The sequence below is a fragment of the Chitinasiproducens palmae genome (assembly GCF_900095735.1).
GTDB lineage: Bacteria > Pseudomonadota > Gammaproteobacteria > Burkholderiales > Burkholderiaceae > Chitinasiproducens > Chitinasiproducens palmae.
The window spans coordinates 71,319-97,516 of record NZ_FNLO01000008.1 but is presented as its reverse complement, the minus strand read 5'-3'; the positions used below and the strand labels follow the sequence as shown (position 1 = coordinate 97,516).

The window sequence follows — 26,198 nt, the reverse complement described above, 5'->3', positions numbered from 1 at the left end:
TTGCGGATCAGGCGCGCGCCAGCATCGCGCGCAGCAGGGGAACAGTCACGGCGCGCTGCGTTTCCAGCGAGAAGCGATCGAGCCGGTCGAGCAGCGCCATCAGGCTGGTCATGTCGCGCTGGAAATGGTGCAGCAGATAGGCCGGCACGTCGGCGGCAAGCGACAGGCCGCGTTCGCGCGCAGCCACCGACAGCGCCGCGATCTTGCCGGCGTCGCTCAGCGGTGCGAGTCGATAGACCAGGCCCCAGCCCAGCCGGGTGCGCAAGTCGTCGCGCAGCGCCAGTTGCGCGGGGGGCGCATCGCCGGCCGCCACCAGCGCCGCGCGTCCCTCGGCCCGGATCTCGTTGAACAGGTTGAACACGGCGATCTGCCGCGCCGGCGGCAGGCGTTCGCAATCGTCGATCGCATAGAGCGCGACGGCGGGATCGTGGGCGAAGCTCGACAGCGGGCTTTCCGGGCGCAGCAGCCGCGCGCGCGGCGCGCCGATGCGGAAGCACAGCGCCTGCAGCAGGTGCGAGCGGCCGCTGCCGGGTTCGCCCCACAGATAGCAGGCGCCATCGGCGCGCGAGGCGCGCGCCTGCAGGGTGTCGGCCTGCATGGGATCGCGCTCGAGGTCGGCCGCCACCCGCCGCAACTGCGTGAGCACTTCCTGGTTGTCGCCGACCACGAAATTGTCGAACGTCGGCAGCGGCGGCGCGCCGAGGTCGAGCGGCAACTGGCGGAACGCGGCGGCCATCATCGTGTCCCCGGCGAGCGGCGGCGGCATGCCGTCGGCCGGGCGGCAGGCTGGCGCGACGGGGCCGGGGGCGAATTCATCGGGTGGCGCGACGGCGATGGGTTAAAATCCGCATTCTACCGAACCTTACCGTTTTCCCTTTCATGAACGATTCGAAAGCCCCTGCCGGTCAGGGATTGTCGTACCGCGACGCTGGCGTCGACATCGATGCCGGCGACCGTCTGGTCGACGCGATCAAGCCGCTGGCGAAGCGGACCATGCGCGAAGGCGTGTTGGGCGGCATCGGCGGCTTCGGCGGACTTTTCGAGATTCCGAAGCGGTACAAGGAACCGGTGCTCGTCTCGGGCACCGACGGCGTCGGTACCAAGCTCAAGCTCGCCTTCGAGCTGAACCGGCACGACTCGGTCGGGCAGGACCTGGTTGCGATGAGCGTCAACGACATCCTGGTACAGGGTGCCGAGCCGCTGTTCTTCCTGGATTACTTCGCGTGCGGACGCCTCGACGTCGGCACGGCCACCGCGGTGGTCGGCGGTGTCGCCACCGGCTGCGAGCTGGCCGGCTGCGCGCTGCTTGGCGGCGAGACTGCCGAGATGCCCGGCATGTATCCGGACGGCGAATATGACCTGGCCGGTTTCGCGGTCGGTGTGGTCGAGAAGAGCCGCATCATCGACGGCCGCAACATCGAGCCGGGCGACGTGGTGCTCGGCCTGGCGTCGAGCGGCATCCATTCGAACGGCTATTCGCTGGTGCGCAAGATCATCGAGCGCGCGCAGCCGGATCTGCAGGCCGATTTCGACGGGCGCAGCCTGGCCGACGCGTTGATGGCGCCGACCCGCATCTACGTGAAGCCGGTGCTCGATCTGCTCACCAAGGTGTCGGTCAAGGGCATCGCCCACATCACCGGCGGCGGCTTGCTCGACAACGTGCCGCGCATTCTCGGCGAGCGGTTGACGGCCGAGCTGGATCATCGCAACTGGCCGCTGCCGCCGCTGTTCGACTGGCTGAAGCGCGAGGGCGGCGTGGCCGACGACGAAATGCACCGCGTGTTCAACTGCGGCGTCGGCATGGTGATCGTGGTGTCGTCCGACGATGCCGCGCTGGCCAGCGGCCTGCTGTCCGCGGCGGGCGAGATCGTCTGGAACCTCGGCACGATCCGCCGCCGCAATGACGGCGAGGCGCAAACCATCGTCCGCTGAACGCGCAGGCGTACCGTGTAGGTGGCAAGGCGAAAGGCGGTGGCCGGCACGACCGGCCACCGCCTTTTTCGTTTTACGCACACCCGGCCGCTGCCGCTCGGTTCTGTCCCTCGCGCCGGTGCGGCGCTTGCGGTTTTTGCCGCCGCCGGACGGATATCCCGCCGCTGTGGCAGGCGCTTACGAGGCGGCGCCGTGCGGGCTTGCGGCGCGTGCCGGGCCGGACCAGAACCTCGCGGCCACGTCGCACGCCTGCTCCAGCAGGTCCGGTGACTGGCAGTCGAGCACGGTGCGGCTCGGCATTGCCCGCAGCCAGGTCAGTTGCCGCTTGCAAAGCTGGCGCGTTGCCGCGATCGCCTGGTCGCGGAAGCTTGCGAAGTCGCACTCGCCGTCCAGGTAGGTCCAGGCCTGGCGATAGCCGACCGAGCGCATCGACGGCAGGTCGCGATGCAGCGTGCCGCGTGCCCGCAGCGCCGCCACTTCGTGCAGGAAGCCGTGGTCGAGCATCGCGTCGAAGCGCCGGGCGACCCGCGCGTGCAACCATGCGCGCTCCGACGGCTCCAGCGCCAGCGCCGCAAAACGGTAAGGCTGCGGCACGGCCAGCGCCGGCGCCGCATGCAGCGCCGACAGCGGTTGCCCGGTCAGTTCGAAGACTTCCAGCGCACGCTGGATCCGTTGCGCATCGGCGGGCGCCAGACGAGCGGCGGTGGCCGGATCGATGCGGGCCAGGCGCGCGTGCAGCGCGGGCCAGCCGAGCGCCGCGGCGTCGGCATCGAGCCGGGCGCGGACCGTGGCGTCGGCCCCTGGCAGCGGCGCGAGCGGCTCGATGAGCGCACGGTAATACAGCATGGTCCCGCCGACCAGCAGCGGCAGGCGACCGCGCGCGGCGATCGCATCGATGGCATCGCTCGCGTCGCGCGCGAAGCGGGCAGCGGAATACGGCGTTTCGGGATCGACGATGTCGATCAGATGATGCGGCACCGCCGCCAGTTCGTCCGCGTCGGGCTTCGCCGTGCCGATGTCCATGCCACGGTACACCAGCGCGGAGTCGACGCTGACGATCTCGATCGGGAACGCGCGCGCCAGCGCCAGCGCGGTCGCGGTCTTGCCCGAGGCGCTTGGGCCGAGCAGGGCCAGGACCGGCAGGCGGGCGTCCTCTTGGTCGAGACGAGCCGGTGGCGAAGCGGTCGACACGGTCCTACTGCCCCCGCATGAACAGCCGGTCGAGATCGGCCATCGCCATCTGGAACCACGTCGGGCGACCGTGGTTGCATTGGTCGGCGCGTTCGGTGGCTTCCATCTGGCGCAGCAGCGCGTTCATCTCGGGCAGCGTCAACTGACGGTTGGCCCGCACGGCATGATGGCAGGCCAGCGTGCCGAGCAGCGCATGCTGATGCTCGGTCAGCACGCGCGAGCCACCATAGGCGGCGAGATCGGCGAGGACCGCCCGCGCCAACGCCGGCAGGTCGGCGTCCTTCAGCAGCGCGGGCACGGCCCGGATCGCGAGCGAGTTCGGCGACAGTTGCGCGAATTCGAAGCCAAGCGCCGCCAACGTCTGCCGATTTTCCGCCGCGGTACCGATCTCGACATCGTCAGCCGGCATCGCCAGCGGCAGCAGCAGCGGCTGCACGGCGACGGCACGTGTGTCGAGCGCCTGCTTGAAGCGCTCGTACAGGATCCGCTCGTGCGCCGCGTGCATGTCGACCAGCACCAGGCCGTATGCGTTCTGCGCAAGGATATACACGCCATGCAGCTGTCCGAGCGCGAAGCCGAGCGGGCAGTCGTCGCGAGCCGGATTGGCCGGCGCGCTCAGGCTGGCTGTCGACGCCACGTTGGCGGCACTGTCGCTGCCACTATCGCTATCCCCGTCGCTATCCCTGCCGCTGTCGCTGTCGCTGTCGCTGTCGCTGTCGCTTTGCGGCGAGCCGGGTCTCGCGCCACCGCCGGTCGCGTCGAGCGCGACGCTACGGCTGCCGTCATCCGCGTCGGTGCCATCGTCCGCTTCGCTGCTGGCCGGGCCGCGCGCGCCATAGTCGGCGACCGGCGTGGCGACGTGGTTCGCATCGCGCAACGAAGGCGCGCGCGCAATCGCGCTGTCCGAGGCGCTGGCCCGGTCCTCGCGGCGGCCGAACAACAGTTCGTAGTGGTCGAGTCCCTGGCCGATCGGCAGCGACGTCTGCTGCCCTGGCCGCCACGCCATGCCGCTACCGCTACCGCCACCACCCCGGTTGCCTCCCGTTCCGCCCGCTTGCCCATAGGTCTGGGTGAGCGGCTGCGTGCCAGGCGGGATCGGCGCCGCCGCGACGGCGCCGTTGGCCGAGGTGGCCAGCGCGGCCGGCGCCGCGCTCACCCCGCTGCCGTTCTCGCCCGCGTGCCGCGCCAGGGCGCGCGACACCGCGTGGAACACGAATTGATGGACCGCGCGCGAGTCGCGGAAACGCACCTCGATCTTCGACGGGTGCACATTGACATCGACCAGCTCGGGCGGCAGGTCGACGAACAGCACATAGGACGGATAGCGCTCGCCGTGCAGCACGTCCTCGTAGGCCGCGCGGATCGCGTGGCTCAGCAGCCGGTCGCGCACGAAGCGTCCGTTCACGAAGCAGTACTGCTGGTCCGCACGCCCGCGGCTCGCGGTCGGCAAGCCGACGAAACCATAGCAGGCGAGCACCTCGGTCGTTTCGTCGACCGGCAGGCTGGCGCGCGCAAAGCTCTCGCCGAGCACCTTGGCGACTCGCACGGCGGGCGGCGCGGCGGCCCAGTGTTCGACCGCGCGGCCGTTGTGGATGACGGACAGGCCGATGTTCGGGCGCGCCAGCGCGATGCGCCGCGCCATCTCCATGCAGTGACCGAACTCGGTCTGCTCGGTCTTCAGGAATTTGCGACGAGCCGGCGTATTGAAATACAGGTCGCGCACGTCGACCAGGGTGCCGACGCCGCCGGCGGCCGGCGAGATTTCGCCGGTGCTGGCGTCGATCTGGCTGGCGTGCGGCGCGCCGGCCACGCGGCTCGTCAACGTCACCGCGGCCACCGATGCGATCGAGGCAAGCGCTTCGCCGCGAAAGCCGAGTGACGCGACCGATTCGAGTTCGGCCAGCGACGCGATCTTGCTGGTCGCATGGCGCTGCAGTGCCAGCGGCAACTCTTCGGCGGGGATGCCGCGGCCGTCGTCGCTGATCGCGATGCGTTTCACGCCGCCGGCGTCGAGCACCAGGCGCAACGATGCCGCGCCGGCGTCCAGCGCATTCTCCAACAGCTCCTTGACGACCGACGCCGGCCGCTCGACGACTTCGCCGGCCGCGATCTGGCTGATCAGGCGGTCGGGCAGCGCCTGGATCGGGCGCGCGGACCGGGCATCGGGCGTGTGGGTGGCTTCGGACATGGCGCGATTATAGCGTTTGGACGGTGACGCGCCGCGGCCGGCGGACCGCGGCGGCGAGCAATGCGCACAGCCGAATCCGACCTGTCGCAACTTGCGATCGGTGGTGCAAATATAGGTCGGTGAAGGGGGCGTTCCGGTATGATTGACGATCGTTTCGGATCGTGCGGACGCCAAGCCGCATGCGCAGCCGTGCCGGCCGGAACCGCGCGCGAATCGAGGTCGTGCGCCGTCATTCAGCCGCGTTCACCCGCATTCGCCCTTAATTGCCCTTAATCGCCCTTCGACAGGAAAAGTCCTGACATGCTGCTGCAACTCATCGATATGACGCTGCATATCGATAAACACCTGGCCGCGTTCATCGCGTTGTACGGCAACTGGATCTACGCGATCCTGTTCCTGATCGTCTTCTGCGAAACCGGGCTGGTGGTTTTTCCGTTCCTGCCGGGCGACTCGCTGCTCTTCATCGCGGGCGCATTCGCCGGCGCTGGCGCGATGTCGTTGCCGACGCTGATCGTGCTGCTGTTTCTCGCGGCGGTGTTGGGCAATACCGTCAACTACCTGATCGGTTCCTACATCGGACCGAAGGTATTCGAGAAAAACTGGCGCTTCCTGGACCGCGACGCGCTGCGGCGCACGCACCAGTTCTACGAACGGCACGGCGGCAAGACCATCGTGCTCGCGCGCTTCGTGCCGGTGGTGCGCACCTTCGCGCCGTTCATCGCGGGCGTGTCCGGCATGAGCATGTGGCGCTTCCAGCTGTTCAACATCGTCGGCGCGCTGCTGTGGGCGGTTGGCCTGACCCTGTGCGGCTATTTCTTCGGCAACCTGTCGTTCGTGAAGGAATACCTGAACGTGATCGTGCTGGTCGGCCTTTGCGCCGCGATCGTGCCGATCGTGCTCGGCGCGTTGTGGAAGCTGTTCCGCAAGCGTCCGGCCGCGAAATAACCACTGCGTGCGAGGCGGCACGGCGGCGCGCAGACACTGCCCGCCGTGCTCGCGTAGACACCGCGCTGCCCGCGGCGCGTGCGATGTCCGGCGTGCGCGCCGGCCCCGGCCCGGCAGCGGGTGCCGCCTGCAGCAGTCCGCTTCAGCCCCGCCGCTTCAGCCCCGCAGATGCGGACCCGCTGATTCAGGCCATCGGGTTCTTTGGCAACGGCGGGTTCGAAGCGAAATACTTCTTGATGCCGGTCAGGATCGCGCTCGCCATCTTGTCTCGATAGGCGGCGTCCTGGAGGCGCTGTTCCTCGCCCGGATTGCTGATGAAGGCCGTCTCGACGAGTACCGACGGAATGTCCGGCGACTTCAACACCGCAAAGCCCGCCTGTTCGACCGACCCCTTGTGCAGGCGGTTCAGCTTGCCGATTTCCTGCAGCACATAGTGGCCGTACTTCATGCTGTCGCGGATCTGCGCGGTGGTCGACATGTCCAGCAGCGCGCGCGACAGTGCCACGTCCTGGGTCTTGATGCTGACGCCGCCGATCTCGTCGGAGGAATTTTCCTTGTTGGCCATCCAGCGCGCGGCGGCGCTCGATGCGCCGTGCTCGGACAGCGCGAACACCGATGAGCCGTTCGCCGATGGCGAGGTGAACGCATCGGCATGAATCGACACGAAAATGTCGGCGTCGACGCGGCGCGCCTTCTGCACGCGGACGCCCAACGGCACGAAGAAATCGTCGTCCCGCGTCATCATCGCGCGCATGTTCGGCTCGCCGTCGATCTTGGCGCGCAGGCGCCGGCCGATGTCGAGCACCACATCCTTTTCGTGCAGGCCCGAAGGTCCGCTCGCGCCCGGGTCCTCGCCGCCGTGGCCCGGATCGATCGCGACGGTGATCAGGCGCAACGTCTTGCCGCGGCTGTGCGGTGGGGTCTTGAAGCCGAAGTCGTCCTGATTGGCGAGCGTCTGGGTCGGCGGCTTTGCCGCCGGCTTCGGCGGCGTGGGCGCGCTCGGGGTGCTGGGAGGGCTGGAGACGGGCGGGCGCGCCGCGAGGACGGGCGGCTTCGGCGCCGCCGGCTGCGCGGGCGCGCTGGTGCCGCCCTGCGCGTAGCGCTGGAAGAACGCGTCGCTGTCGTCGCCGGGCACCTGCTGCGGTCCGTTCAGGGCCGACGGTGGCGGCGCGTTCATCGCGAGCGCCTGCTCCTTGCCCTGACTCTTCTGCAGCAGCGCCAGCAGCGGATCGGGCGCCACTTCCGGATAGAGATCGACCACCAGCCGGTTGCGGTAACTACCCACCGGCGGCAGCGAGAAGGTTTGCGGTTTGACTGCGCCCTTCAAATCGAACACCAGCCGGACCACATGCGGCTGGAACTGGCCAACGCGAACCTGCGAGATCTGCGGGTCGTTCGGCGCAATTTTCGCGACCAGGTCCTTCAGCGGCTGATCGAGATCGACGCCTTTCAGATCGACGACAACGCGATCGGGATTCTGCAGGACGCGTTGCTCCGCTTCGAGCGATCGGTCCGTCTCGATCGTGACGCGGGTGTAATCCTCGGCCGGCCACACGCGTACGGCGAGGACCGAGGCGGCGCGCGCGGTCGCCGGCACGAGGGCCAGGATCAGCGTGGATGCACCTGCCTGTATCAGTTTGCGGCGATGCCAGCTCGGCGGCGCGCTGGCGGTGGCTTCGAGGGAGCGGAAGGGCTTGATCAGCATCTTTCGAGACAACGCTTTCCTTTTTCCGAACAGGCGGCCGCATGCAGGCTGCGGCCATCGCCGGCCAACGCGAGTTGCAGCGCGAGGTCCGGGCAGGGGAGGCAGCCTTGGGCGCGCTGCGGCCATTCGATCAGGCGCAGCGCGTCGGCAACGAGATATTCGTCGAACCCCGAGTCGAACCACTCGTCGGGGCTGGCGAAACGATAAAGATCGAAATGATAGACGTCGAGCGCACGTTCGAGCGGCCAGCCGGGTAGCGCGAGCGATGCAATCGTGTACGGCTCGACGAGCGTATAGGTTGGACTGCGGACCCGGCCGCGATGGCCGAGGGCGTGCAGCAGCGCACGACCGAGCGTCGTCTTGCCGGCGCCCAGGTCGCCGAGCAGCCAGATCGTGCACCCGCCCTGGGCGAGCGTGGCCGGTTCCGCGCAGGCCCTGGCGAGGACTGCCCCGAACGCCTGCGTCGCCGCCTCGTCGGCCAGCGCGAATGTGCGCTGCAATTGCGCTGGCGCGCCGTTGCACGGCGCATCCGCAAGCTGCGGGTCGGGCACGTCGGCGAAGCGGCGTTGGGCTGGATCAGGCATTGCGTAGAATGGCGCGATGAATGCGAAACCGTCCGCCCCGCAGCCGGTCGCCGGCGATGTTCGCCCGGCGGCGGGCGACCTGCGCCAGGATGCCGCAGGGCTCGTACGCCTGGGCGAACGGATCAAGGACTGGGCACGCGAATTGGGTTTCGATGCGGTCGGCATCAGCGATGTCGATCTCACCGACGCCGAAGCCGGACTGCAGGCGTGGCTGGACGCGGGCCATCACGGCCAGATGGATTATATGGCCAAACATGGCCTGAAGCGCGCCCGGCCGGCCGAACTCGTCGAAGGAACGGTGCGCGTGATCAGCGTGCGGCTTGCGTATCTGCCGGCGAGCGTCGTGATGCCGACCCAGGCGTCCACCGTGTCGCCCGCCGTGTCGCCCGCCGTGTCGCCCACCCGCGCGCCCCCGGCCAGCGCGACTCCGCTGGCGGACGAGGAAGCAGCGCGGGCGGCGCGCGGCCGTGGCCGGCACGACTGGCGCGCCGGCGAGTGGCAGCGCATCGGTGCGCCTGGCGAAGCGGTGGTGTCGGTCTATGCACGCGGCCGCGACTATCACAAGGTGCTCCGGCAGCGTCTGCAGCGCCTGGCCGATCGCATCGAACAGGCGATCGGCCCGTTCGGCCATCGCGTTTTCGTCGACTCCGCGCCGGTGCTCGAAGTGGAGTTGGCGCGGCGCGGCGGACTCGGCTGGCGTGGCAAGCACACCTTGTTGCTGCACCGCGACGCCGGTTCCTTCTTCTTCCTGGGCGAACTGTTCATCGACCTGCCGTTGCCGGTCGATACCGTGGCACCGACGGCGGACCCGCCCGCAGCGTCGGCCGAGCTTGCGCCTCCCGCCGCCAGTCCTAGCGCCGCCGTGGCCACTGTTGTTCCTGTTGCCGCCGTTGCCACGGTTGCCGACGCGCCGCCGCGTCCCGCGGACGGCCAGCACTGCGGCCAGTGCCGGCGCTGTCTCGATGCCTGTCCGACCGGCGCGATCATCGCGCCCTACCAGCTCGATGCGCGTCGCTGCATCTCTTATCTGACCATCGAACATCGCGGCAGCATCCCGGTCGCGTTCCGACGCGCGATCGGCAACCGCGTGTACGGCTGCGACGACTGCCAGCTGGTATGCCCGTGGAACAAGTTCGCGCGCGTGACCGACGTGCCGGATTTCGATGTCCGGCATGGTCTCGACGGCAGCTCGTTGCTGCAACTGTTCGCCTGGAGCGCACAGGACTTCGAGACGCGGATGGCGGGCAGCGCGATCCGCCGCATTGGCCACGAACAATGGCAGCGCAACCTGGCGGTGGCGATCGGCAATGCGTTGGCCATGCCGTCGCTCGATCCGGTGCAGCGCGGCGCCCTGGTGGACGCACTGCGCGACGCCTGCGCTGGCGCAACGCCCTTGCTGCGCGAGCACATCGATTGGGCGTTGGCGCAGGACCTCGGAAGCGAAACCTGAAGCACGCGGCAAGCCCGTCTGCCGCGTGCCGGCGGACTGGCATACAATCGGCGGCATTGCACGCCGTACTGAAGCTCGCCGCCATGTTCAACGCCGTCATCTCCGCTCCGTTCGGCCGGCTCGGCATACGCACCGACGCGCAGGCACTGAGCGAAGTCGTCTACCTGCCACCGGACACACCGCTGCACGCGCCGGACAACGCGCTTGCCGAGCTTGCCGCACGACAGGCCGAACGCTTCTTCGTCGATCCCGACGCAGCATTCGACCTGCCACGAAGGCCGCAGGGCACCCGTCACCAGCAGCAGGTCTGGGCGGCGATCGCGCGCGTGCCACGCGGCCAGGTGCTGACCTACGGCGCGCTGGCGCGGGAAGTGGGCAGCGTGGCGCGCGCGGTCGGCCAGGCATGTGGCGCCAACCCGCTGCCCTTGCTCGTGCCCTGTCACCGGATCGTCGCGGCAAACGGCATCGGCGGCTTCGCGCACGATCCCGGGGAAGGTTTCCTGCGTTCCGTGAAGCGCTGGCTGCTGCGGCACGAGGGCGTCAGACTGTGAATGCGCGCACGCATGGTTGCGCGCCGGAGCACCGACCCGGCCGACGCGCGCGGGTCGGCCGATCGCAATGAAAGAAGAAGACACGAACGCGGCGAATGCGTCCGCCGATGCGATCGACGTACCGACGCCCGGCGCCCTCGGTCATCCGGTTGGCGCGGGCAGCAGCGCGGCGGCACGGCAGCCGACGAAGCAGGCGCAGGGCGGCGCGGCACGGTCGAGCACAGCCCGCAATGTGGGCGCTGCGGCGGCGCGCGCTGAAGACGGCGCGGAGGATGACGCGGAAGCGCGCACCGATGCGTCGCCGGTTTACCGGCAGAGCGTGCTCCTGATCGACATGTTCTGCGACGCGCTCTGGCTCGAGCATGGCCTGGCGCAGAATTCACTCGACGCTTATCGGCGCGACCTCAGGCTGTTCTCCCGTTGGCTGTTTCAGTCCAGAGCGGCGCCGCTCGACGCGGCCAGCGAAGTCGACGTGACCGCCTACATCGCGGTGCGCGCGGATTCACGCGCCTCGTCGGCCAACCGGCGTCTCGCGGCGTTTCGCCGGTTCTTCGGCTGGGCGCTGCGCGAGAAGCGCATCGCGCGCGATCCCACGCTGCGCATCCGGGCCGCCAAGCGGCCGCCGCGTTTCCCGTCGACGCTCAGCGAGCGGCAGGTCGAGGCATTGTTGGCGGCGCCCGATCTCAACGAGGCGTTGGGCGTGCGCGACCGGACGATGCTGGAACTGATGTACGCGAGCGGGCTGCGCGTCTCGGAACTGGTCAACCTGAAAACGGTGGAAGTCAGCCTGAACGACGGCGTGCTGCGCGTGTTCGGCAAGGGCGCGACCGAGCGGCTGGTGCCGTTCGGCGAGGAAGCCCGTGACTGGATCGAGCGCTATCTGGGCGAGGCCCGTGGCGCACTGCTTGGGGCGCGCAGTGCCGATGCGCTGTTCGTCACCGCGCGCGGCGAGGGCATGACGCGCCAGGCCTTCTGGTACCTGATCAAGCGCTACGCGGCCAAGGCCGGTGTCAATGCGCCGCTCTCGCCGCACACGTTGCGGCATGCGTTCGCCACGCACCTGCTGGATCACGGCGCGGATCTGCGCGCGGTGCAGATGCTGCTGGGCCACGCCGACATTTCGACCACGCAGATCTACACGCACGTCGCACGCGAACGGCTGAAGACCCTGCATGCCCGTCACCACCCGCGCGGCTAGGCCGGCGCGCGCCGCGCGGCACTGTCGCGCAATGCATCGAACATGAAGAAGCCTCACGTATCGGAGACGCCCGCGACGCAGCTGCTGCGTTGCCTGCAGGTGCCGTTCGTCGAACACGCGTATCAGTATGTCGAGCACGGCGGCACCGCCGAGTCGGCCCGACAGCTCGGCGTCGAGGAGCACGAAGTGGTGAAGACGCTGGTCATGGAGGACGAGCGCGCGCGGCCGCTGATCGTGCTGATGCACGGCGATCGCACGGTGTCGACGAAGAATCTTGCCCGGCAGATCGGTGTGAAGCGGATCGAGCCGTGCAAGCCAGAGGTGGCGCAGCGCCACTCCGGCTACTTCGTCGGCGGCACGTCGCCGTTCGGCACGCGCAAGACGATGCCGGTCTATGTCGAACGCAGCATCCTGGCGCTGCCGCGCATCCATCTGAATGGTGGACGGCGCGGCTACTTGATCGAGATCGCGCCGCGGGTGCTGTCCGAGGTGCTGGCCGCCGTGCCCGTCGACTGTGCCAGCGTGGACTGAGGGCGGGGCCGCTGTGCCGCGAGCCGGCTCCGGTACAATGCCGCCGATCCCCGAGGGGCGCGCCCAGTGGTGCGCCGCATTCGTGCAGTGAGACCCATTGATGAATAATCTGCTCGTCGTCCTGATCGCCTATCTGATCGGTTCGATTTCGTTCGCCGTCATCGTCAGCCGTGCGATGGGCCTGTCCGATCCGCGCAGCTACGGTTCAGGCAATCCGGGCGCGACCAACGTGCTGCGCAGCGGCAACAAGCGCGCGGCGATCCTGACGTTGCTCGGCGATGCATTCAAGGGCTGGCTGCCGGTCTGGATCGTCGTGCACTACGGCGCCGCCTGGGGCCTCGATGCGCGCGCCGTGGCGTTGAGCGCGCTGGCCGCCTTCGTCGGGCACCTGTGGCCGGTGTTCTTCCGTTTCCGCGGCGGCAAGGGCGTGGCCACCGCGGCAGGCATCCTGCTGGCGATCGATCCGCTGCTGGGGCTGGCAACGCTGCTCAGCTGGCTGGTCGTCGCGTTCGTGTTCCGCTATTCCTCGCTGGCCGCGCTGGTGGCCGCGATCTTCGCGCCGCTGTTCTACGTATTCATGTTCGGGCCGGATGTGATCGCGCTGGCGATCACCGCGATGAGCGTGCTGCTGATCGCACGGCACCGGAAGAATATCGCCAATCTGTTTGCCGGCCGCGAAAGCCGCATCGGCGCCAGCAAGCGCGGCTGACGCCGTGTGCCGCGACGGCGGCCGCCCGCGTTGCCGGCGGCGTTCGCCGGGGAGGGAGGTCTCAGTCGCGGAAGTTGTTGAAGTCCAGCGGCGTGTCGGTCACATCCTTGCGCAGCATCGCGATGACCGATTGCAGATCGTCGCGCTTGGTGCCCGACACGCGCACCGCATCGCCCTGGATGCTGCCCTGCACCTTGATCTTGCTGTCCTTGATCAGGCGCACGATCTTCTTGGCCAGATCGCCGGCGACGCCTTTCTTGATCGTCACGACCTGCTTGACCTTGTCGCCGCCGATCTTGTCGATCTTGCCGTAGTCGAGGAAACGCACGTCGACATTGCGCTTGGCCATTTTCGAGATCAGCACGTCCTTGACCTGGCCGAGCTTGAAGTCGTCGTCGGCGAACAGTGTCAATTCGTGTTCCTTGTGCTCGATGCGGGCGTCGGATCCCTTGAAGTCGAAGCGCGTCGAGATTTCCTTGTTGGCCTGTTCGACCGCGTTCTTCACTTCGATCAGATTGGCTTCGCAGACCACGTCGAATGATGGCATCTTGATTCCTTGACGTTGAGGGCGGCGGAGGCGGGCGATCGCCCGACGCTATAATCCGCGCCGAAACCCGCATTTTACCGTCGCGTCGCGTAACGCAGCGTTCGCGCCCCCTCGGTTCCCTGATTTGCCGACGACGCATGCTCGACCTGCTCCGCGACTACCCGCTGCTTGCCCACAACACCTTCGGTTTCGCAGTCCACGCGCAGTGCGCCGCGTGGCTCACCGACGAAGCGGCGCTGCCCGCGATGCGGGACGACGCGCGGCTCGCGGGGCTGCCGCGCCTGCTGATCGGAGGCGGCAGCAATCTCGTGCTGACCCGTGACTTTCCGGGCGTCGTGCTGCTCAATGGGCTGCAGGGCCGCAGGCGGGTAGGTGAGGACGCCGATGCCTGGTTCGTCGAGGCCGCGGCCGGTGAGAACTGGCACGAGTTTGTCGCCTACACGCTGGACGAGGACATGCCGGGTCTCGAAAACCTTGCGCTCATCCCCGGCACGGTCGGCGCCGCGCCGGTGCAGAACATCGGCGCTTACGGCGTGGAGGTGGCCAACTGCCTGCACAGCGTGCGTGTGTTCGACGTGCTGGACGGCAGTTGGCGGACCCTGGGCCGCGACGACTGCGCGTTCGGTTATCGCGACAGCGTGTTTAAGCGCGGCGGCCGCGATCGCTGGATCATCACGTCGGTGGTGTTCCGCCTGCCGAAGCGCTGGCAGGCGCGCACCGGGTACGGCGACATCGCCGCCCGTCTGGCCGCGCTCGGGCGTGCGCCACGGGCGCGCGACGTGTTCGACGCGGTGTGCGCGATCCGGCGCGCGAAGCTGCCCGACTGGCGCGAAACCGGCAACGCCGGCAGCTTTTTCAAGAATCCGCTTGTCGATGCGGCACGCCACGCCGCGCTCGTGGCCAGCGAACCCGGTCTGGTCGCCTATCCGCAGCCGGATGGCGGTGCGAAGTTGGCCGCCGGCTGGCTGATCGAGCGGTGCGGCTTCAAGGGGGTGACGCGCGGACACGCCGGTGTGCACGATGCCCAGGCGTTGGTGCTGGTGAACCGGGGCGGTGCGAGCGGCAGCGAGGTCGTCGCGCTTGCGCGCGAGATCGTCGAAGCGGTGATGACGCGCTTTGGCGTCACATTGGAAATCGAGCCGCTGGTGGTGTGAAAGGATGCAAAAGCGTGTGAAGGGCGCTCGCGCGCCCGCGCCTCAGTCGTCCAGGCGGCCGACGACCAGGAACTCCATCAGCGCCTTCTGAACGTGCAGGCGGTTCTCCGCCTCGTCCCACACCACGCTTTGCGGACCGTCGATGACGTCCGCACTGACTTCCTCGCCGCGATGCGCGGGCAGGCAGTGCATGAACAGTGCATCGGGCTGGGCCAGCGCCATCATTTCCGCGTCGACGCACCAGTCGGCGAACGCTTTTTTGCGCGCCTCGTTTTCCGCTTCGAAGCCCATGCTGGTCCACACGTCGGTGGTGATCAGATCGGCGCCGCGGCACGCGTCGTTCGGATCGTCGAACACGCGATAGGCGTCGGCCGCGCTGGCCGGCACCAGCGCCGGATCGAGCGGATAGCCGGGCGGCGTCGACAGGTGCAGCCTGAAGCCGAGGATGGCCGCCGCCTCGATCCAGGTGTACGACATGTTGTTCGCGTCGCCGACCCACGCGACGGTGCGGCCGGCGATCGGCCCGCGATGCTCGTGGTAGGTGAAGATGTCGGCAAGCACCTGGCACGGATGGTATTCGTTGGTCAGGCCGTTGATCACCGGCACGCGCGAGTGGTCTGCGAAGCGGGTGATGATGTCCTGGCCGAAGGTGCGGATCATGATGACGTCGACCATCCGCGAGATGACCTGTGCGGCGTCCTCGATCGGCTCGCCCCGGCCGAGCTGCGTGTCGCGCGTGTTCAGGAAGACCGCGTGACCGCCCAACTGGTGAATGCCGGCTTCGAACGAGAGGCGCGTGCGCGTCGAGCTTTTCTCGAAGATCATCGCGAGGGTGCGATCGTGCAGCGGATGATAGGTCTCGTAGCGCTTGAACTTGGCCTTGACCAGCCTGGCACGCTCGAACAGATAGTCGTACTCGTCGCGTGACAGGTCCCCGAACCGCAGATAGTGGCGAATTTGCTTCGTCATGATGTTATGCGCAAAACGTTGCGCCGGCCTGAAAGGGCCGGCGCAGGGTGCTTGCTGTAGATGGTAACTGCTTAGAGCATAAAGGATTAGCCCGCCTTTGACGAGCCGAAGCGGGCAGGCGCCGGCGCGGTGGCGGGGCTTTTCGGTGCCCTTCACGATATAATTGCGGGCTTGTGGCACACTCGTAGGCGTGCAGTCGGCCGTTTGCTCGGCGGCCGATGGCGGCCTTCCACGCCTCCTCGCTGAAGCTCTATGTCCGACAATCCACCGCGCGAATACTTCGTCCAGGGCCTGACCTCCAAAGGGCGGACGTTCCGTCCGAGCGACTGGTCGGAGCGGCTGTGCGGCGTGATGTCGTCGTTCGGACCCGGCGCGACGGGCCCCAATGCCCGCTTGAAGTATTCGCTGTACGTTCGCCCGGTGATCATCGGCGACGTGAAGTGCGTGGTGGTCGACGAACGACTGCGCGACATCGAGCCGATGGCCTTCGATTTCGTAATGAATTTCGCGCGCGACAACGACCTGCAGGTGAGCGAAGCCTGCTCATTGCCCGACGAGGCGCACCGGCCGCATCCGCTGCAGCGCTGAACCAGCGCGTGGCTGTCGAGGGCACGATGCTCGCGTCGGCGACTGGCTGGCCGGGCTGGGTGTTACGCTACGGCTCGCCCCTTGCCGGATGCGGGCCGGCGCGGCCGTGATGCGTCGACTCGCACGGTAGCGCAACGCCCGCCGCCGCAGACCGACTCCTTCATTCAAGGCCTGCGCCACCATGCCGCGCCAGCCGCCCGCGCGCCTGACTCCTGCTTCGTTGCTACGTCGTTGCTGCGTCGTTGCCGTAGGTCGCAACGTCGCCTTTCCGGCACGCGCCGTTCGCAAGGCAATGCAGCCATGTCGGAACCGGGTCGCACCGACGAGGAGTGCACCACCGCCCACCTCGGCCCGCGGGGCCGTGCGGAACACGATTCGGCTCCGCAGCAATGCAAAAAGCCCGCAATGCGGGCTTTTTCATGCATGCCCCGACTGGCGGGGCGGCACGCTGCCTTCGGCGTTCAGGCCTGTGTCAGACCTGAACTCAGCCCGGCTCGACCGCTGCTCAGGCCTGAGCAGCGGTCGCGGCAGCCTTCAGCTGGCGCGCCAGACGGCTCTTCAGACGAGCAGCCTTGTTCTTGTGGATCACCGACTTGTCGGCCATGCGATCGAGCGTCTTGACCGCGCGCTTGAACACGTCAGTCGCGTTGGCGGCGCCGGCGACGAGTGCCTTGCGGGTGTCCTTGACGGCGGTGCGGGTCTGCGAGCGTTGTGCCGAGCGCAGCGCGTTGCGCTTCTTGCTCTGACGGTCGCGCTTGATAGCTTGGGCGGAATTGGCCATGAATCAATCTCTGTTCGGTTTAAGCGTTCGGATGTGCGTTCGGCTTTGCGTCCGAACCGCCCCAGTTACGTATGCCAGATGCGCGACCGGCCTGTGGGCGGCTGCTCGAGCACTTGCCTGCCGGCGCTTTGCAGGGACTCGCGAAAGGAGCGCGGCGGCTTAGCGGGCAGTCGACGTTTCTGAAACCCTGGATTATAGCGCGCTATGGGTGAACGGGGCAAGCACCAACGCGCCCTGTTCGTGCGGGGGCGTGGCGAACGCCAAATCAGCCGCCGCCGCATGACCGCCGCGCCACCACCGTCCCTGCGGTGCCGCCGCGCGCCCGACGGTCCAACCAAGCCGCGCCGCGTCGCGCCCGGTCGAGCCCGGTCGCGCCGAACCGTGCCGCATGGCGAGTTTGCCCGACGACCGTGCGTGCGCGGCGCGCGGCGCGGCTTGTGTCGCTGGTTTCCCGCCGAGCGCGGCCCCGGCTCCGGCCCGATCCGTATAATGCGACGCATGAACCTATTCCGTGCACTTCTGACGGTCAGCGGCTTCACGCTGCTCTCGCGCATCACCGGGCTGGTCCGTGAAACGCTGATTGCACGCGCGTTCGGCGCCAGCCAGTTTACCGACGCCTTCAACGTCGCGTTCCGCATTCCCAATCTGCTGCGTCGCCTGTCCGCCGAGGGCGCATTCTCGCAGGCCTTCGTGCCGATCCTGGCCGAATTCAAGAACAAGCAGGGCGACGACGCGACCCGCTCGCTGGTCGACGCGACCGCCACCGTGCTGACGTGGGCGCTGGTGCTGCTGTCGCTGCTCGGCATCGTCGCCGCCACCGGCGTGGTCACCGTGGTCGCCACCGGCCTGAGGAAGGAGGCAGGCGCCTTCGATCTCGCCGTGACGATGACGCGGATCATGTTTCCGTACATCGCGCTTATTTCGTTGACCTCGCTGGCCGCTGGCGTGCTCAACACCTACCGGAATTTCTCGACGCCCGCGTTCGCGCCGGTGCTGCTCAATGTGAGCTTCATCGTCGCGGCGCTGTTCGTCGCGCCGCACCTGCAGCAGCCGATCCTTGCGCTCGCGGGAGCGGTGGTGGTCGGCGGCGTGCTGCAACTGGCGGTGCAGCTGCCCGCGCTGCGCCGCATCGGCATGGTGCCGCGTGTCGGTCTGAATGTCCGGGCCGCGCTCGCCCACGTCGGGGTCAAGCGCATCCTGCTCAAGATGGTGCCGGCCACCTTCGGCGTGTCGGTGGCCCAGATCAGCCTGATCATCAACACCAATATCGCGTCCCGCCTGGCGGCCGGCAGCGTTTCGTGGCTGTCGTACGCGGACCGCCTGATGGAGTTCCCGACCGCCTTGCTCGGCGCCGCGCTCGGCACGATCCTGCTGCCGAGCCTGTCGAAGGCCCACGCGGACGCGGACCCCGAAGAATATTCGGCGCTGCTGGACTGGGGACTGCGGCTGACCTTTCTGCTCGCCGCGCCGAGCGCGGTGGCGCTGTTCGTGTTCGCAACGCCGCTGACGGCCGTGCTGTTCAACTACGGTCGCTTCGACAACGTCGACGTGGTGATGGTCTCGCACGCGCTCACGGCCTACGGCGTGAGCCTGCTGGGCCTGATCGTCGTGAAGATCCTGGCGCCGGCCTTCTACGCGAAGCAGGACATCCTGACGCCGGTGAAGTGCGCGGTGACGGCGCTGATCGTCACGCAGGCGAGCAATGCGCTGCTGGTACCCCGCATGGCGCACGCCGGCCTGGCGCTGTCGATCGGCATCGGTGCCTGCCTGAACGGGCTCATGCTGTTCACGATCCTTTACCGGCGCGGCGTTTACCGGCCGTCGTCCGGCTGGCTGCTGTTCTTCGCCCAGCTCGTCGGCGCCTGTCTGGTGCTGGCCGGCGTGATGTCGTGGTTTGCCACCACGTTCGACTGGGTCGCCCTCGGTCAGCAGCCGCTGGCACGCATTGCGCTGCTGGGTGCCAGCGTACTGCTGAGCGCCCTGATCTATTTCGCGCTGCTGTATGCGATGGGCTTCCGTCATACCGATTTCAGGAGACGTACATCGTGACCGAGAACACCCGGGTGCTCGATTACTTCGCGACGCTGGTCGGCGACGACGAGAGCCTGCCGCTGACCGAGGCGGCGATGTCGCTGGCACAGGACGCCTACCCGGACCTGGATCTGCAGGGCACGCTGGCCGACATCGACACGATCGCGCTGCGCCTGCGGCGACGCCTGCCCGACGATGCCGGCGCATCGCGCAAGCTGGCGGCATTGCTACAGTTCTTCTATCGCGAACTGGGCTTCGCGCCCAACCGCAACGATTTCTACGATCCGGACAACAGTCACCTGAACATGGTGCTGCGCAAGCGGCGCGGCATTCCGATCTCGCTGGCGGTCCTGTTCATCGAGCTGGCCGAGCAGATCGGCCTGAAGGTGAGCGGCGTGTCGTTTCCCGGTCACTTCCTGCTGCGCGCGACGCTGCCGTCGGGCGAGGTGGTGCTCGACCCGATGACGGGCATCTCGCTGTCGGAGTCGCGCCTGATCGAGATGCTCGAACCCTATATGACCCAGGGCAGGGAGTCGGTCAGCAGCGCGCTGGAGGCCTTGCTCAAGCCGGCCACCGCGCGCGAGATCCTGGCGCGCATGCTCGGCAATCTGAAAATGATCTATGCCCAGACCGAGCGCTGGCAGCGTCTGCTGTCGGTGCAGCAGCGCCTGGTGATCCTGTTGCCGGAAAACATCGAGGAGCGGCGCGATCGCGGCTTTGCGTTCGCGCGGCTGGACTATCTGCGCCTTGCCCAGGAGGACCTGGAGCGCTACATCGAAGCGCGTCCGAACGCCGAGGACGCTACCGTCGTCGAGGCCCAACTGGCCGAATTGCGGCAGCGCCGCCAGGCCAGCTGACAGGTTGCCGGGGCCTGGCCAACGCCTGGCCGGGCGATGGCTACCGTGCCGACACCGCGCCGATACCGTGTGCCGACACTGCGTCGATACCTGGCCGGAGTGAGCCCGCGCGATGCCGCGCCGTATTATTTCGGCTGCATCCTGAGCGCGCCGTCGAGGCGGATCACCTCGCCGTTCAGCATCGTGTTGCCGATGATGTGCTCGACCAGCATCGCATATTCGTCGGGCCGGCCCAGCCGGGGCGGAAACGGGATCATCGCGCCCAACGAAGCCTGCACGTCGGCTGGCATGCCGAGCATCATCGGCGTCTCGAACAGGCCCGGGGCGATGGTCATCACGCGGATGCCGCTGCGCGACAGGTCGCGGGCGATCGGCAGCGTCATGCCGGCGACGCCCGCCTTCGAGGCCGCGTAGGCCGCTTGTCCGACCTGCCCGTCGAAGGCGGCAACCGATGCGGTATTGACGATCACGCCGCGTTCGCCCTCGGCAAGCGGCGCGGTGGCCGCCATCGCGTGGGCCGCCAGGCGGATCATGTTGAAGGTGCCGATCAGATTGATGCCGATCACTTTCGAGAAACCGGCCAGCGACGCGGGTCCGGCGCGTCCGATGGTCTTGTCCGCCGGCGCGATGCCGGCGCAGTTCACCAGGCCGCGCACCGTGCCGAACGCCGTCGCGGCATCGACGACGGCCTGCGCGTCGGCTTCGCTCGTCACGTCGCACCGTACGAAGCGCGCGCCGATCTCGGCCGCCAGTGCCTGGCCCGCGTCCTCGTTCATGTCGGCCGCGACAAGCCGGCCGCCCTTCGCCGCCAGACGCCGTGCGGTGGCCGCGCCGAGGCCCGAAGCGGCGCCAGTGACGATGAAAACCTGATCCTTGATATCCATGGTGTCTCCTGTCAGGGGTGCGTGGCTTGCCGAACGTGACGCACACGTCGATGCCGCCCATGCCGCCCGGACCACCCACCGTGAGTGGGGCCGCGGGGGCCGGCGGCAGGCGAAAAAAAACGGCCCAGCGGGCCGTCGGCATGCATGAAGCGGGTCAGGGCGCGGCGGATCATCACGCGCGCCCCGTGGGCGTCAGGCGCCCAGCGCCGCAAAGACGCGGTCGCGAATCTGCTCGACCGTGCCCACGCCCGCCACGCGCGTGTAGGTCGGCGCCGCCAGGCCGGCCTCGGGGCCGCGCTTGGACCAGTCGGAATAGTAGTCGATCAGCGGACGCGTCTGGGCTTGATAGACTTCCAGGCGCTTCTTGACCGTGTCTTCCTGGTCGTCGACGCGCTGGATCAGCGCCTCGCCGGTTTCGTCGTCGACGCCGGCGGTCTTTGGCGGATTGAACACGACGTGATAGGTGCGGCCCGACGCGACATGCACCCGACGGCCGCTGATGCGGCCGATGATCTCGTCGAACGGCACGTCGATTTCGATCACGTGGTCGATCGCCACGCCTGCCTGCTTCATCGCATCGGCCTGCGGGATCGTGCGCGGGAAGCCGTCGAACAGATAGCCTTTCGCGCAATCCGGCGCACGCAGGCGTTCCTTCACCAGGTCGATGATCAGCGAATCCGGCACGAGATCGCCCGCGTCCATGAACTGCTTGGCCTGCACGCCGAGCGGGGTGCCAGCCTTGACCGCGGCGCGCAGCATGTCGCCGGTGGAAATCTGCGGAATACCGAAGCGTTCCTTGATGTAGTTGGCCTGGGTACCCTTACCCGCCCCGGGGGCGCCGAGCAGAATCAAACGCATGGTGAAATTCCCGAACGATTAAAAATCTTGTGTGATGCGTCGCGCACCATGCCGCATCGCTCGTGCCGGAAGGCGATGGCGGCCAGTCGACGCATTGTATTCTGAGGAAGTACCCGGGAGCCGCCACGCACGCGTTGCGGGCCCGGCATGTCCAACGGCTGATTATGCCATGTGATCGGCTGCGATTCGTGCGATTTGCCGTCTTGTTCGTGCGCACGGTTCGGCCGTCGGCGCCACGACCGGGGCGCCCGGCCGGTCCGCGCGAAGTCAGTTCGCTGGCGCGCCGAACTGCGCGACGTGGGCGCGCACGCGTTCCAGATCGGCGGGGGTGTCGACGCCGCCATGCGGTGCCTGTGCGACGCGCCGCACTGCGATGCGTTCGCCATGCCACAGCGCGCGCAACTGTTCGAGGGCCTCGGCGGTTTCGATCGGTGCCGCCGCGAGCGTCGGGAAGCGCTTCAGGAAGCCGGCCCGGTAGGCATACAGCCCGACGTGGCGCAGGCAGCCGGCCCGCGCCAGCTGGCCGGCCGGCGCCTGCCCGGCGCTGAATAGGTCGCGCGCCCAGGGGATCGGTGCGCGGGAAAAGTAGAGCGCCCGGTCCCGTGCGTCGAGCACCACCTTCACGACGTTCGGATTGAAGATCTCGTCCGCGGCGGCGATCGGATGAGCGGCGGTGGCGATCGCGCATTCGGGGTGGGCGATCAGGTGCGCGGCGACATCGGCCACCAGGGACGGATCGATCAGCGGTTCGTCGCCCTGCACATTGACCACCACCGCCTCGTCGGGCAGCGCGAGCCGGGTCGCCACCTCGGACAGGCGGTCGGTGCCGGTCGGATGATCCATCCGGGTCAGCATCGCCTCGATCCGGTGTTCCCGCGCAGCCTCGACGACGGCGCCGCTGTCGGTCGCGATCACCACCTGTCGCGCGCCCGAGGCAGCGGCCTGCCGCGCGACACGCACCACCATCGGCACCCCGCCGATGTCGGCGAGCGGCTTGTTCGGCAGACGCGTCGATGCCAGTCGGGCGGGAATCACGGCCAGAAAGTCGGGCCGGCCGGCGGGCACGTTGCGGGCAGCGGTGGCGGGCGACGACCGCGACGGGTCGTCCGGCGAAAAGGTGGCAGGCATGGCGATCGGTCTGACGTCGGCGCGGGGCGTGAGCGGGCGGGGCGTGGGTTTGATGCGGGCTTGAAGCGGGTAAAAGCGGGCTTGAAGCGGGCTTTCAGCGGACTTGAAGCGGGAACGAGGAGCGGGCGCGAGGAGCGGGACGGCGGCGCACGACAGGCAAGCCGCGCATGCCCGGCGCGCGAACCAGCAGTGCGCGTCGGACGGCGCAACGTCAAACACGCCGCGCCGGAGCGTCCAGCGCGAGGCGGGCGCTGCGCCGGGCCTGCTAGGCGCGCGGCATCGGCGTGCCTTCGACCGTCTGGCGTGCTTCCTCGACCAGCATCACCGGAATGCCGTCCTGGATCGGAAAAGCGAGATGGTCGACGTTGCAGACCAGTTCCTGCGCCTGCCGGTCGTGCCGGAGGGCGCCCTTGCAGATCGGGCAGACTAGGATTTCAAGCAACCGTGCATCCACGGATTTTCTCCACGACGAGCGCTATCAGACGGGCATCGAGCCGCGCTTCGACGGGAACCGCCCAAAGCCTGGCATCGCGCATGCCGGCGCATTTTACCGCATCCTTCTCGGTGATCAGGATCGCCTCGGCCGGATCGGCGCCGAACGGATCGTCGTCGAACGGGTAGTGGTCCGGCAGCGCCAGCGTGCGAGGCTGCAGGCCGCGCGTGCGCAGCGTCGCGAAGAAGCGTTCCGGTGCGCCGATGCCGGCCGCCGCCAGCACGTCCTGGCCGATGAAGTCCGGCACCGGTCGGCGTCGCGACGGGTCGGACAGGTTCCATGCCGCGCCGTCCTGCAGCGTCAGGCGGAAGGTGTCCGGCCAGTCGGGCAGCGCGGCGCCGAAGGGATCGTTGATCAGGCTCGCGTCGCGGTGCCGGCCGAGCGGCTCGCGCAGCGGCCCCGCCGGAAGCAGCAAGCCGTTGCCGCCGAGCCGGTGATCGAACACGACCAGTTCGACGTCGCGTTCCAGCCGGTAATGCTGCAGACCGTCGTCGCAGATCAGTACGTCGACGTCGGGATGGGCATCGAGCAACAGGCGGGCGGCGGCCACCCGGTCCGGCGAGACGGCCAGCGGCACGCCGCTCAGCCGGGCGATCAGCAACGGTTCGTCGCCGACATCGCGCGCGTCGGCCGTCGCGTCCACCAGCCGCGGCCGGTCGATGCGCGCGCCGTAGCCACGCGACACCACGCCCGGCCGATGGCCGGCCGCCGCCAGTGCCTTGCTCAAGGCGACCACGGTAGGGGTTTTGCCGGTGCCGCCGACGGTGACGTTGCCGACCACCACGACCGGTACCGGCAGCCGGTGGCGGGTCAGCCAGCCGTGCCGGAACGCGCAGCGGCGCGCCGCCGCGATCGCGCCGAACAGCCAGGCGGCGGGCAGCAGCGAATAGGCGAACAGGCCGCGGCGCTGCCATTCGCGCTGTACGCGCAGGGCCAGGCCGGTGCGCGGCGCCCGGCGATCGGCGGGTGGCGTCATACGGCCCGGCCTGGCGAGCGGCCGGCGGAGGCGTCGAGCGCGTCGGCGGGGACGATAAGCGGCGAGTCGAGCATCGAGTCGGAACCGAACGGCGAAGCGCTAGAGCCTAGCGCAGCTTCGGCGCGCTCCGCAAGGCATGGCCGGGCCGGTACTGCCGGCCTCGACTGCCGACCGCGACTGCGCCGGCATGCCTGCTCCAGCACGTCCCGAAACGCAGGTCCCGAAACGCAGGTCCCCAAAGGCGGGTCTCGGAATGCATGCCCCGGAATGCATGCCGGCAGGCCCACGTCCCGAAACGCATGTCTGCTGGCGCCTTGCGAGCGCGCCGCCGACCGCGGCGCGGGCGGCATCGAAGGGCGTCGCGCCGCAGCCCGGCTACAATGGCGGTGTCCATGCCGATGCGCGGCCTCGCCCTCCGCGGACCCTCGTCGGCGGCCACCGACCGTCCTCCACCGTTGCCGGCCCGCCTGCCACGCTGCCTTCGACGGCGGCGCCGCGAGCGCCCGACGTGCCGCTTGTCCGCCGTCCATCTTCCACCGCATAGAAATCGATGTCCGATCCCCAGTCAGCCGATGCACAGCGCGTCATCTCCGTCTCGGAACTGAACCGCGCCATCGGCGTGTTGCTCGAACGCAGCTTTCCGCTGTGCTGGGTGACTGGCGAGGTCTCGAACTTCACGCGCGCGGCGAGCGGCCATTGGTATTTCTCGATCAAGGATGCACAGGCGCAACTGCGCTGCGTGATGTTCCGCAACCGTGCGCAGTACACGGATTTCCGGCCGCGCGAGGGCGACCGCATCGAAGTTCGCGCACTGGTTTCGATGTACACGCCGCGTGGCGAGCTGCAACTCAACGTCGAGGCGATCCGCCGGGTGGGCCAGGGGCGCCTCTACGAACTGTTCCTGCAGATGAAGCAACGGCTCGAGGCCGAGGGGCTGTTCGACGCCGAGCGCAAGCGCGCGCTGCCCAGCCATCCTCGCGCGATCGGCGTGGTGACTTCGCTGCAGGCCGCGGCGTTGCGCGATGTGCTGAGCACGCTCGCGCGCCGCGCCCCGCATGTTCCGATCGTCGTCTACCCGGCGCCGGTGCAAGGTGTCGATGCCGCGCCGCGCCTCGCCGCACAACTGCAGGCCGTCGCGGCGCGCCGCGACGTCGATCGGGTCGACGTGATCATCCTGTGCCGGGGCGGTGGCGCGATCGAGGATCTGTGGGCCTTCAACGAGGAAGTCCTGGCGCGCGCGGTGGTCGATAGCCCGGTGCCGGTGGTGGCCGGCGTCGGGCATGAAACCGACTTCACGATCGCCGACTTCGTCGCCGATCTGCGCGCGCCGACGCCAACCGCCGCCGCCGAGCTGGTCAGCCCGGATCGGCTGGCGTTGCTCGGCGAGCTCGACCATCGTCACAGCCGGCTTGCACGCGCGTTCGGCCGTGAGATCGAGCGCCGCCAGCAGCAGGTCGATTGGCTGTCGCGCCGGCTGGTCAGTCCGGCCGAGCGGGTGGCACGGCAGCGCACCCATCTGCAGCAACTCGGCGCCCGGCTCGGGCAGGCCACCGAGCGGACCCGGATGACCGCGCGAGCGCGGCTGGACCTGCTGTCGGCGCGCCTGTTGCATCGCCGTCCGCAGCCGCAGGCCGCGCGCGTCGCCATCGACGCACTCGCGGCGCGCGCGGCGCAGGCCTTCGCAAGCGCGCATGCGGCCCGCCAGGCACAACTGCGCACGCTCGGCGCGAGCGTTGCGCTGCTCAGTCCGCGCGAAACCTTGCGGCGTGGCTACGCCGCCATCCTGGATCCGAACGACGGCACCGCGCTGCGCGCGCCGCGCGACTTCGCCAGCGGCAAGCGGGTCAGCGTGCTGCTGGCCGACGGTGCGCTCGATGTCACGCTCGGCGCCGTTCAACCTCGTCTCGACCACGACCTGTAGGCAGCCGCACGGTTTGCGCCGCGCGCG

General features: G+C 68.6%; 25 protein-coding genes. 12 read left to right on the top strand and 13 right to left on the bottom strand.

Annotated elements, in window-relative coordinates:
• Positions 1 to 7 precede the first annotated feature (7 nt).
• Positions 8 to 736: a DnaA regulatory inactivator Hda gene (hda, locus tag BLU54_RS13985; protein WP_091909920.1), complete on the bottom strand. Its 729-nt coding sequence runs from the start codon at positions 734 to 736 to the stop codon at positions 8 to 10.
• A 143-nt stretch (positions 737 to 879) separates the two neighbouring features.
• Between hda and purM the strand changes: the two genes are divergently transcribed.
• Positions 880 to 1,932 (top strand): phosphoribosylformylglycinamidine cyclo-ligase, encoded by a 1,053-nt coding sequence (gene purM, locus BLU54_RS13980; RefSeq protein WP_091909490.1) that lies wholly within the window; start codon positions 880 to 882, stop codon positions 1,930 to 1,932.
• 177 nt (positions 1,933 to 2,109) lie between these two features.
• Here the strand turns inward: purM and miaA are convergent, their stop codons facing one another.
• Both miaA and mutL read right to left on the bottom strand, forming a co-directional pair.
• Complete coding sequence (gene miaA, locus BLU54_RS13975) at positions 2,110 to 3,123, bottom strand: tRNA (adenosine(37)-N6)-dimethylallyltransferase MiaA (protein ID WP_407919421.1); 1,014 nt, start codon at positions 3,121 to 3,123, stop codon at positions 2,110 to 2,112.
• 4 nt (positions 3,124 to 3,127) lie between these two features.
• A complete protein-coding gene (mutL, locus tag BLU54_RS13970; protein WP_091909915.1) occupies positions 3,128 to 5,311 on the bottom strand; it encodes a DNA mismatch repair endonuclease MutL in 2,184 nt (727 codons plus the stop codon).
• A 300-nt stretch (positions 5,312 to 5,611) separates the two neighbouring features.
• Here mutL and BLU54_RS13965 point away from each other — a divergent pair, with 300 nt between their 5' ends.
• Complete coding sequence (locus tag BLU54_RS13965) at positions 5,612 to 6,256, top strand: DedA family protein (protein WP_091909487.1); 645 nt, start codon at positions 5,612 to 5,614, stop codon at positions 6,254 to 6,256.
• Positions 6,257 to 6,440: 184 nt separating this feature from the next.
• On the opposite strand, the gene BLU54_RS13960 is transcribed toward BLU54_RS13965, so the two are convergent.
• Positions 6,441 to 7,973: an N-acetylmuramoyl-L-alanine amidase gene (locus BLU54_RS13960; protein WP_091909484.1), complete on the bottom strand. Its 1,533-nt coding sequence runs from the start codon at positions 7,971 to 7,973 to the stop codon at positions 6,441 to 6,443.
• The gene (gene tsaE / locus BLU54_RS13955) at positions 7,955 to 8,545 is read right to left on the bottom strand and encodes a tRNA (adenosine(37)-N6)-threonylcarbamoyltransferase complex ATPase subunit type 1 TsaE (protein ID WP_091909482.1); all 591 of its coding nucleotides are present in this window, start codon (positions 8,543 to 8,545) and stop codon (positions 7,955 to 7,957) included. Before tsaE ends, BLU54_RS13960 begins: the two co-directional genes overlap by 19 nt.
• A 16-nt stretch (positions 8,546 to 8,561) precedes the next feature.
• Between tsaE and queG the strand changes: the two genes are divergently transcribed.
• The 5 genes from queG to plsY all read left to right on the top strand — a co-directional run bounded on the left by queG (position 8,562) and on the right by plsY (position 12,984).
• Positions 8,562 to 9,995: a tRNA epoxyqueuosine(34) reductase QueG gene (queG, locus tag BLU54_RS13950; protein WP_091909479.1), complete on the top strand. Its 1,434-nt coding sequence runs from the start codon at positions 8,562 to 8,564 to the stop codon at positions 9,993 to 9,995.
• A gap of 83 nt (positions 9,996 to 10,078) precedes the next feature.
• The gene (locus BLU54_RS13945; protein ID WP_091909912.1) at positions 10,079 to 10,546 is read left to right on the top strand and encodes a methylated-DNA--[protein]-cysteine S-methyltransferase; all 468 of its coding nucleotides are present in this window, start codon (positions 10,079 to 10,081) and stop codon (positions 10,544 to 10,546) included.
• Between the two features lie 67 nt (positions 10,547 to 10,613).
• A complete protein-coding gene (gene xerD / locus BLU54_RS13940) occupies positions 10,614 to 11,744 on the top strand; it encodes a site-specific tyrosine recombinase XerD (RefSeq protein ID WP_091909475.1) in 1,131 nt (376 codons plus the stop codon).
• 42 nt (positions 11,745 to 11,786) lie between these two features.
• The gene (locus BLU54_RS13935; protein WP_091909473.1) at positions 11,787 to 12,275 is read left to right on the top strand and encodes an aminoacyl-tRNA deacylase; all 489 of its coding nucleotides are present in this window, start codon (positions 11,787 to 11,789) and stop codon (positions 12,273 to 12,275) included.
• Between the two features lie 100 nt (positions 12,276 to 12,375).
• Positions 12,376 to 12,984 (top strand): glycerol-3-phosphate 1-O-acyltransferase PlsY, encoded by a 609-nt coding sequence (plsY, locus tag BLU54_RS13930; protein ID WP_091909470.1) that lies wholly within the window; start codon positions 12,376 to 12,378, stop codon positions 12,982 to 12,984.
• A gap of 61 nt (positions 12,985 to 13,045) precedes the next feature.
• On the opposite strand, the gene BLU54_RS13925 is transcribed toward plsY, so the two are convergent.
• A complete protein-coding gene (locus tag BLU54_RS13925) occupies positions 13,046 to 13,531 on the bottom strand; it encodes a YajQ family cyclic di-GMP-binding protein (protein WP_091909467.1) in 486 nt (161 codons plus the stop codon).
• 137 nt (positions 13,532 to 13,668) lie between these two features.
• On the opposite strand from BLU54_RS13925, the gene murB reads away from it, so the two are divergent.
• Positions 13,669 to 14,685: a UDP-N-acetylmuramate dehydrogenase gene (gene murB / locus BLU54_RS13920; protein WP_091909464.1), complete on the top strand. Its 1,017-nt coding sequence runs from the start codon at positions 13,669 to 13,671 to the stop codon at positions 14,683 to 14,685.
• Between the two features lie 42 nt (positions 14,686 to 14,727).
• On the opposite strand, the gene argF is transcribed toward murB, so the two are convergent.
• Positions 14,728 to 15,657, bottom strand: a complete 930-nt coding sequence (gene argF / locus BLU54_RS13915; RefSeq protein WP_091909909.1) for an ornithine carbamoyltransferase — start codon at positions 15,655 to 15,657, stop codon at positions 14,728 to 14,730.
• 249 nt (positions 15,658 to 15,906) lie between these two features.
• Here argF and BLU54_RS13910 point away from each other — a divergent pair, with 249 nt between their 5' ends.
• Positions 15,907 to 16,242: a DUF3579 domain-containing protein gene (locus BLU54_RS13910; RefSeq protein ID WP_091909461.1), complete on the top strand. Its 336-nt coding sequence runs from the start codon at positions 15,907 to 15,909 to the stop codon at positions 16,240 to 16,242.
• A 505-nt stretch (positions 16,243 to 16,747) separates the two neighbouring features.
• On the opposite strand, the gene rpsT is transcribed toward BLU54_RS13910, so the two are convergent.
• Positions 16,748 to 17,023, bottom strand: coding sequence for a 30S ribosomal protein S20 (gene rpsT / locus BLU54_RS13905; protein WP_091909458.1), 276 nt, complete (start codon positions 17,021 to 17,023; stop codon positions 16,748 to 16,750).
• A 498-nt stretch (positions 17,024 to 17,521) separates the two neighbouring features.
• Between rpsT and murJ the strand changes: the two genes are divergently transcribed.
• Positions 17,522 to 19,072, top strand: a complete 1,551-nt coding sequence (gene murJ, locus BLU54_RS13895; protein ID WP_091909452.1) for a murein biosynthesis integral membrane protein MurJ — start codon at positions 17,522 to 17,524, stop codon at positions 19,070 to 19,072.
• On the top strand, positions 19,066 to 19,911 hold the full coding sequence (locus BLU54_RS13890; RefSeq protein WP_235837965.1) for a SirB1 family protein: 846 nt from the start codon (positions 19,066 to 19,068) through the stop codon (positions 19,909 to 19,911). Before murJ ends, BLU54_RS13890 begins: the two co-directional genes overlap by 7 nt.
• 125 nt (positions 19,912 to 20,036) lie before the next feature.
• Here the strand turns inward: BLU54_RS13890 and BLU54_RS13885 are convergent, their stop codons facing one another.
• The 5 genes from BLU54_RS13885 to lpxK all read right to left on the bottom strand — a co-directional run bounded on the left by BLU54_RS13885 (position 20,037) and on the right by lpxK (position 24,250).
• Complete coding sequence (locus BLU54_RS13885) at positions 20,037 to 20,795, bottom strand: SDR family NAD(P)-dependent oxidoreductase (RefSeq protein ID WP_091909449.1); 759 nt, start codon at positions 20,793 to 20,795, stop codon at positions 20,037 to 20,039.
• Between the two features lie 192 nt (positions 20,796 to 20,987).
• A complete protein-coding gene (gene adk / locus BLU54_RS13880; RefSeq protein ID WP_091909446.1) occupies positions 20,988 to 21,653 on the bottom strand; it encodes an adenylate kinase in 666 nt (221 codons plus the stop codon).
• Positions 21,654 to 21,920: 267 nt separating this feature from the next.
• Complete coding sequence (gene kdsB, locus BLU54_RS13875) at positions 21,921 to 22,781, bottom strand: 3-deoxy-manno-octulosonate cytidylyltransferase (RefSeq protein WP_091909443.1); 861 nt, start codon at positions 22,779 to 22,781, stop codon at positions 21,921 to 21,923.
• A 265-nt stretch (positions 22,782 to 23,046) separates the two neighbouring features.
• Entirely contained in the window at positions 23,047 to 23,235 is a 189-nt protein-coding gene (locus BLU54_RS13870; RefSeq protein ID WP_091909440.1) for a Trm112 family protein, read from the bottom strand.
• Positions 23,216 to 24,250, bottom strand: a complete 1,035-nt coding sequence (lpxK, locus tag BLU54_RS13865; protein WP_091909437.1) for a tetraacyldisaccharide 4'-kinase — start codon at positions 24,248 to 24,250, stop codon at positions 23,216 to 23,218. The genes BLU54_RS13870 and lpxK overlap by 20 nt, the downstream gene beginning before the upstream one ends.
• 550 nt (positions 24,251 to 24,800) lie before the next feature.
• Between lpxK and xseA the strand changes: the two genes are divergently transcribed.
• Complete coding sequence (xseA, locus tag BLU54_RS13860; RefSeq protein ID WP_091909434.1) at positions 24,801 to 26,171, top strand: exodeoxyribonuclease VII large subunit; 1,371 nt, start codon at positions 24,801 to 24,803, stop codon at positions 26,169 to 26,171.
• Positions 26,172 to 26,198: the final 27 nt, after the last annotated feature.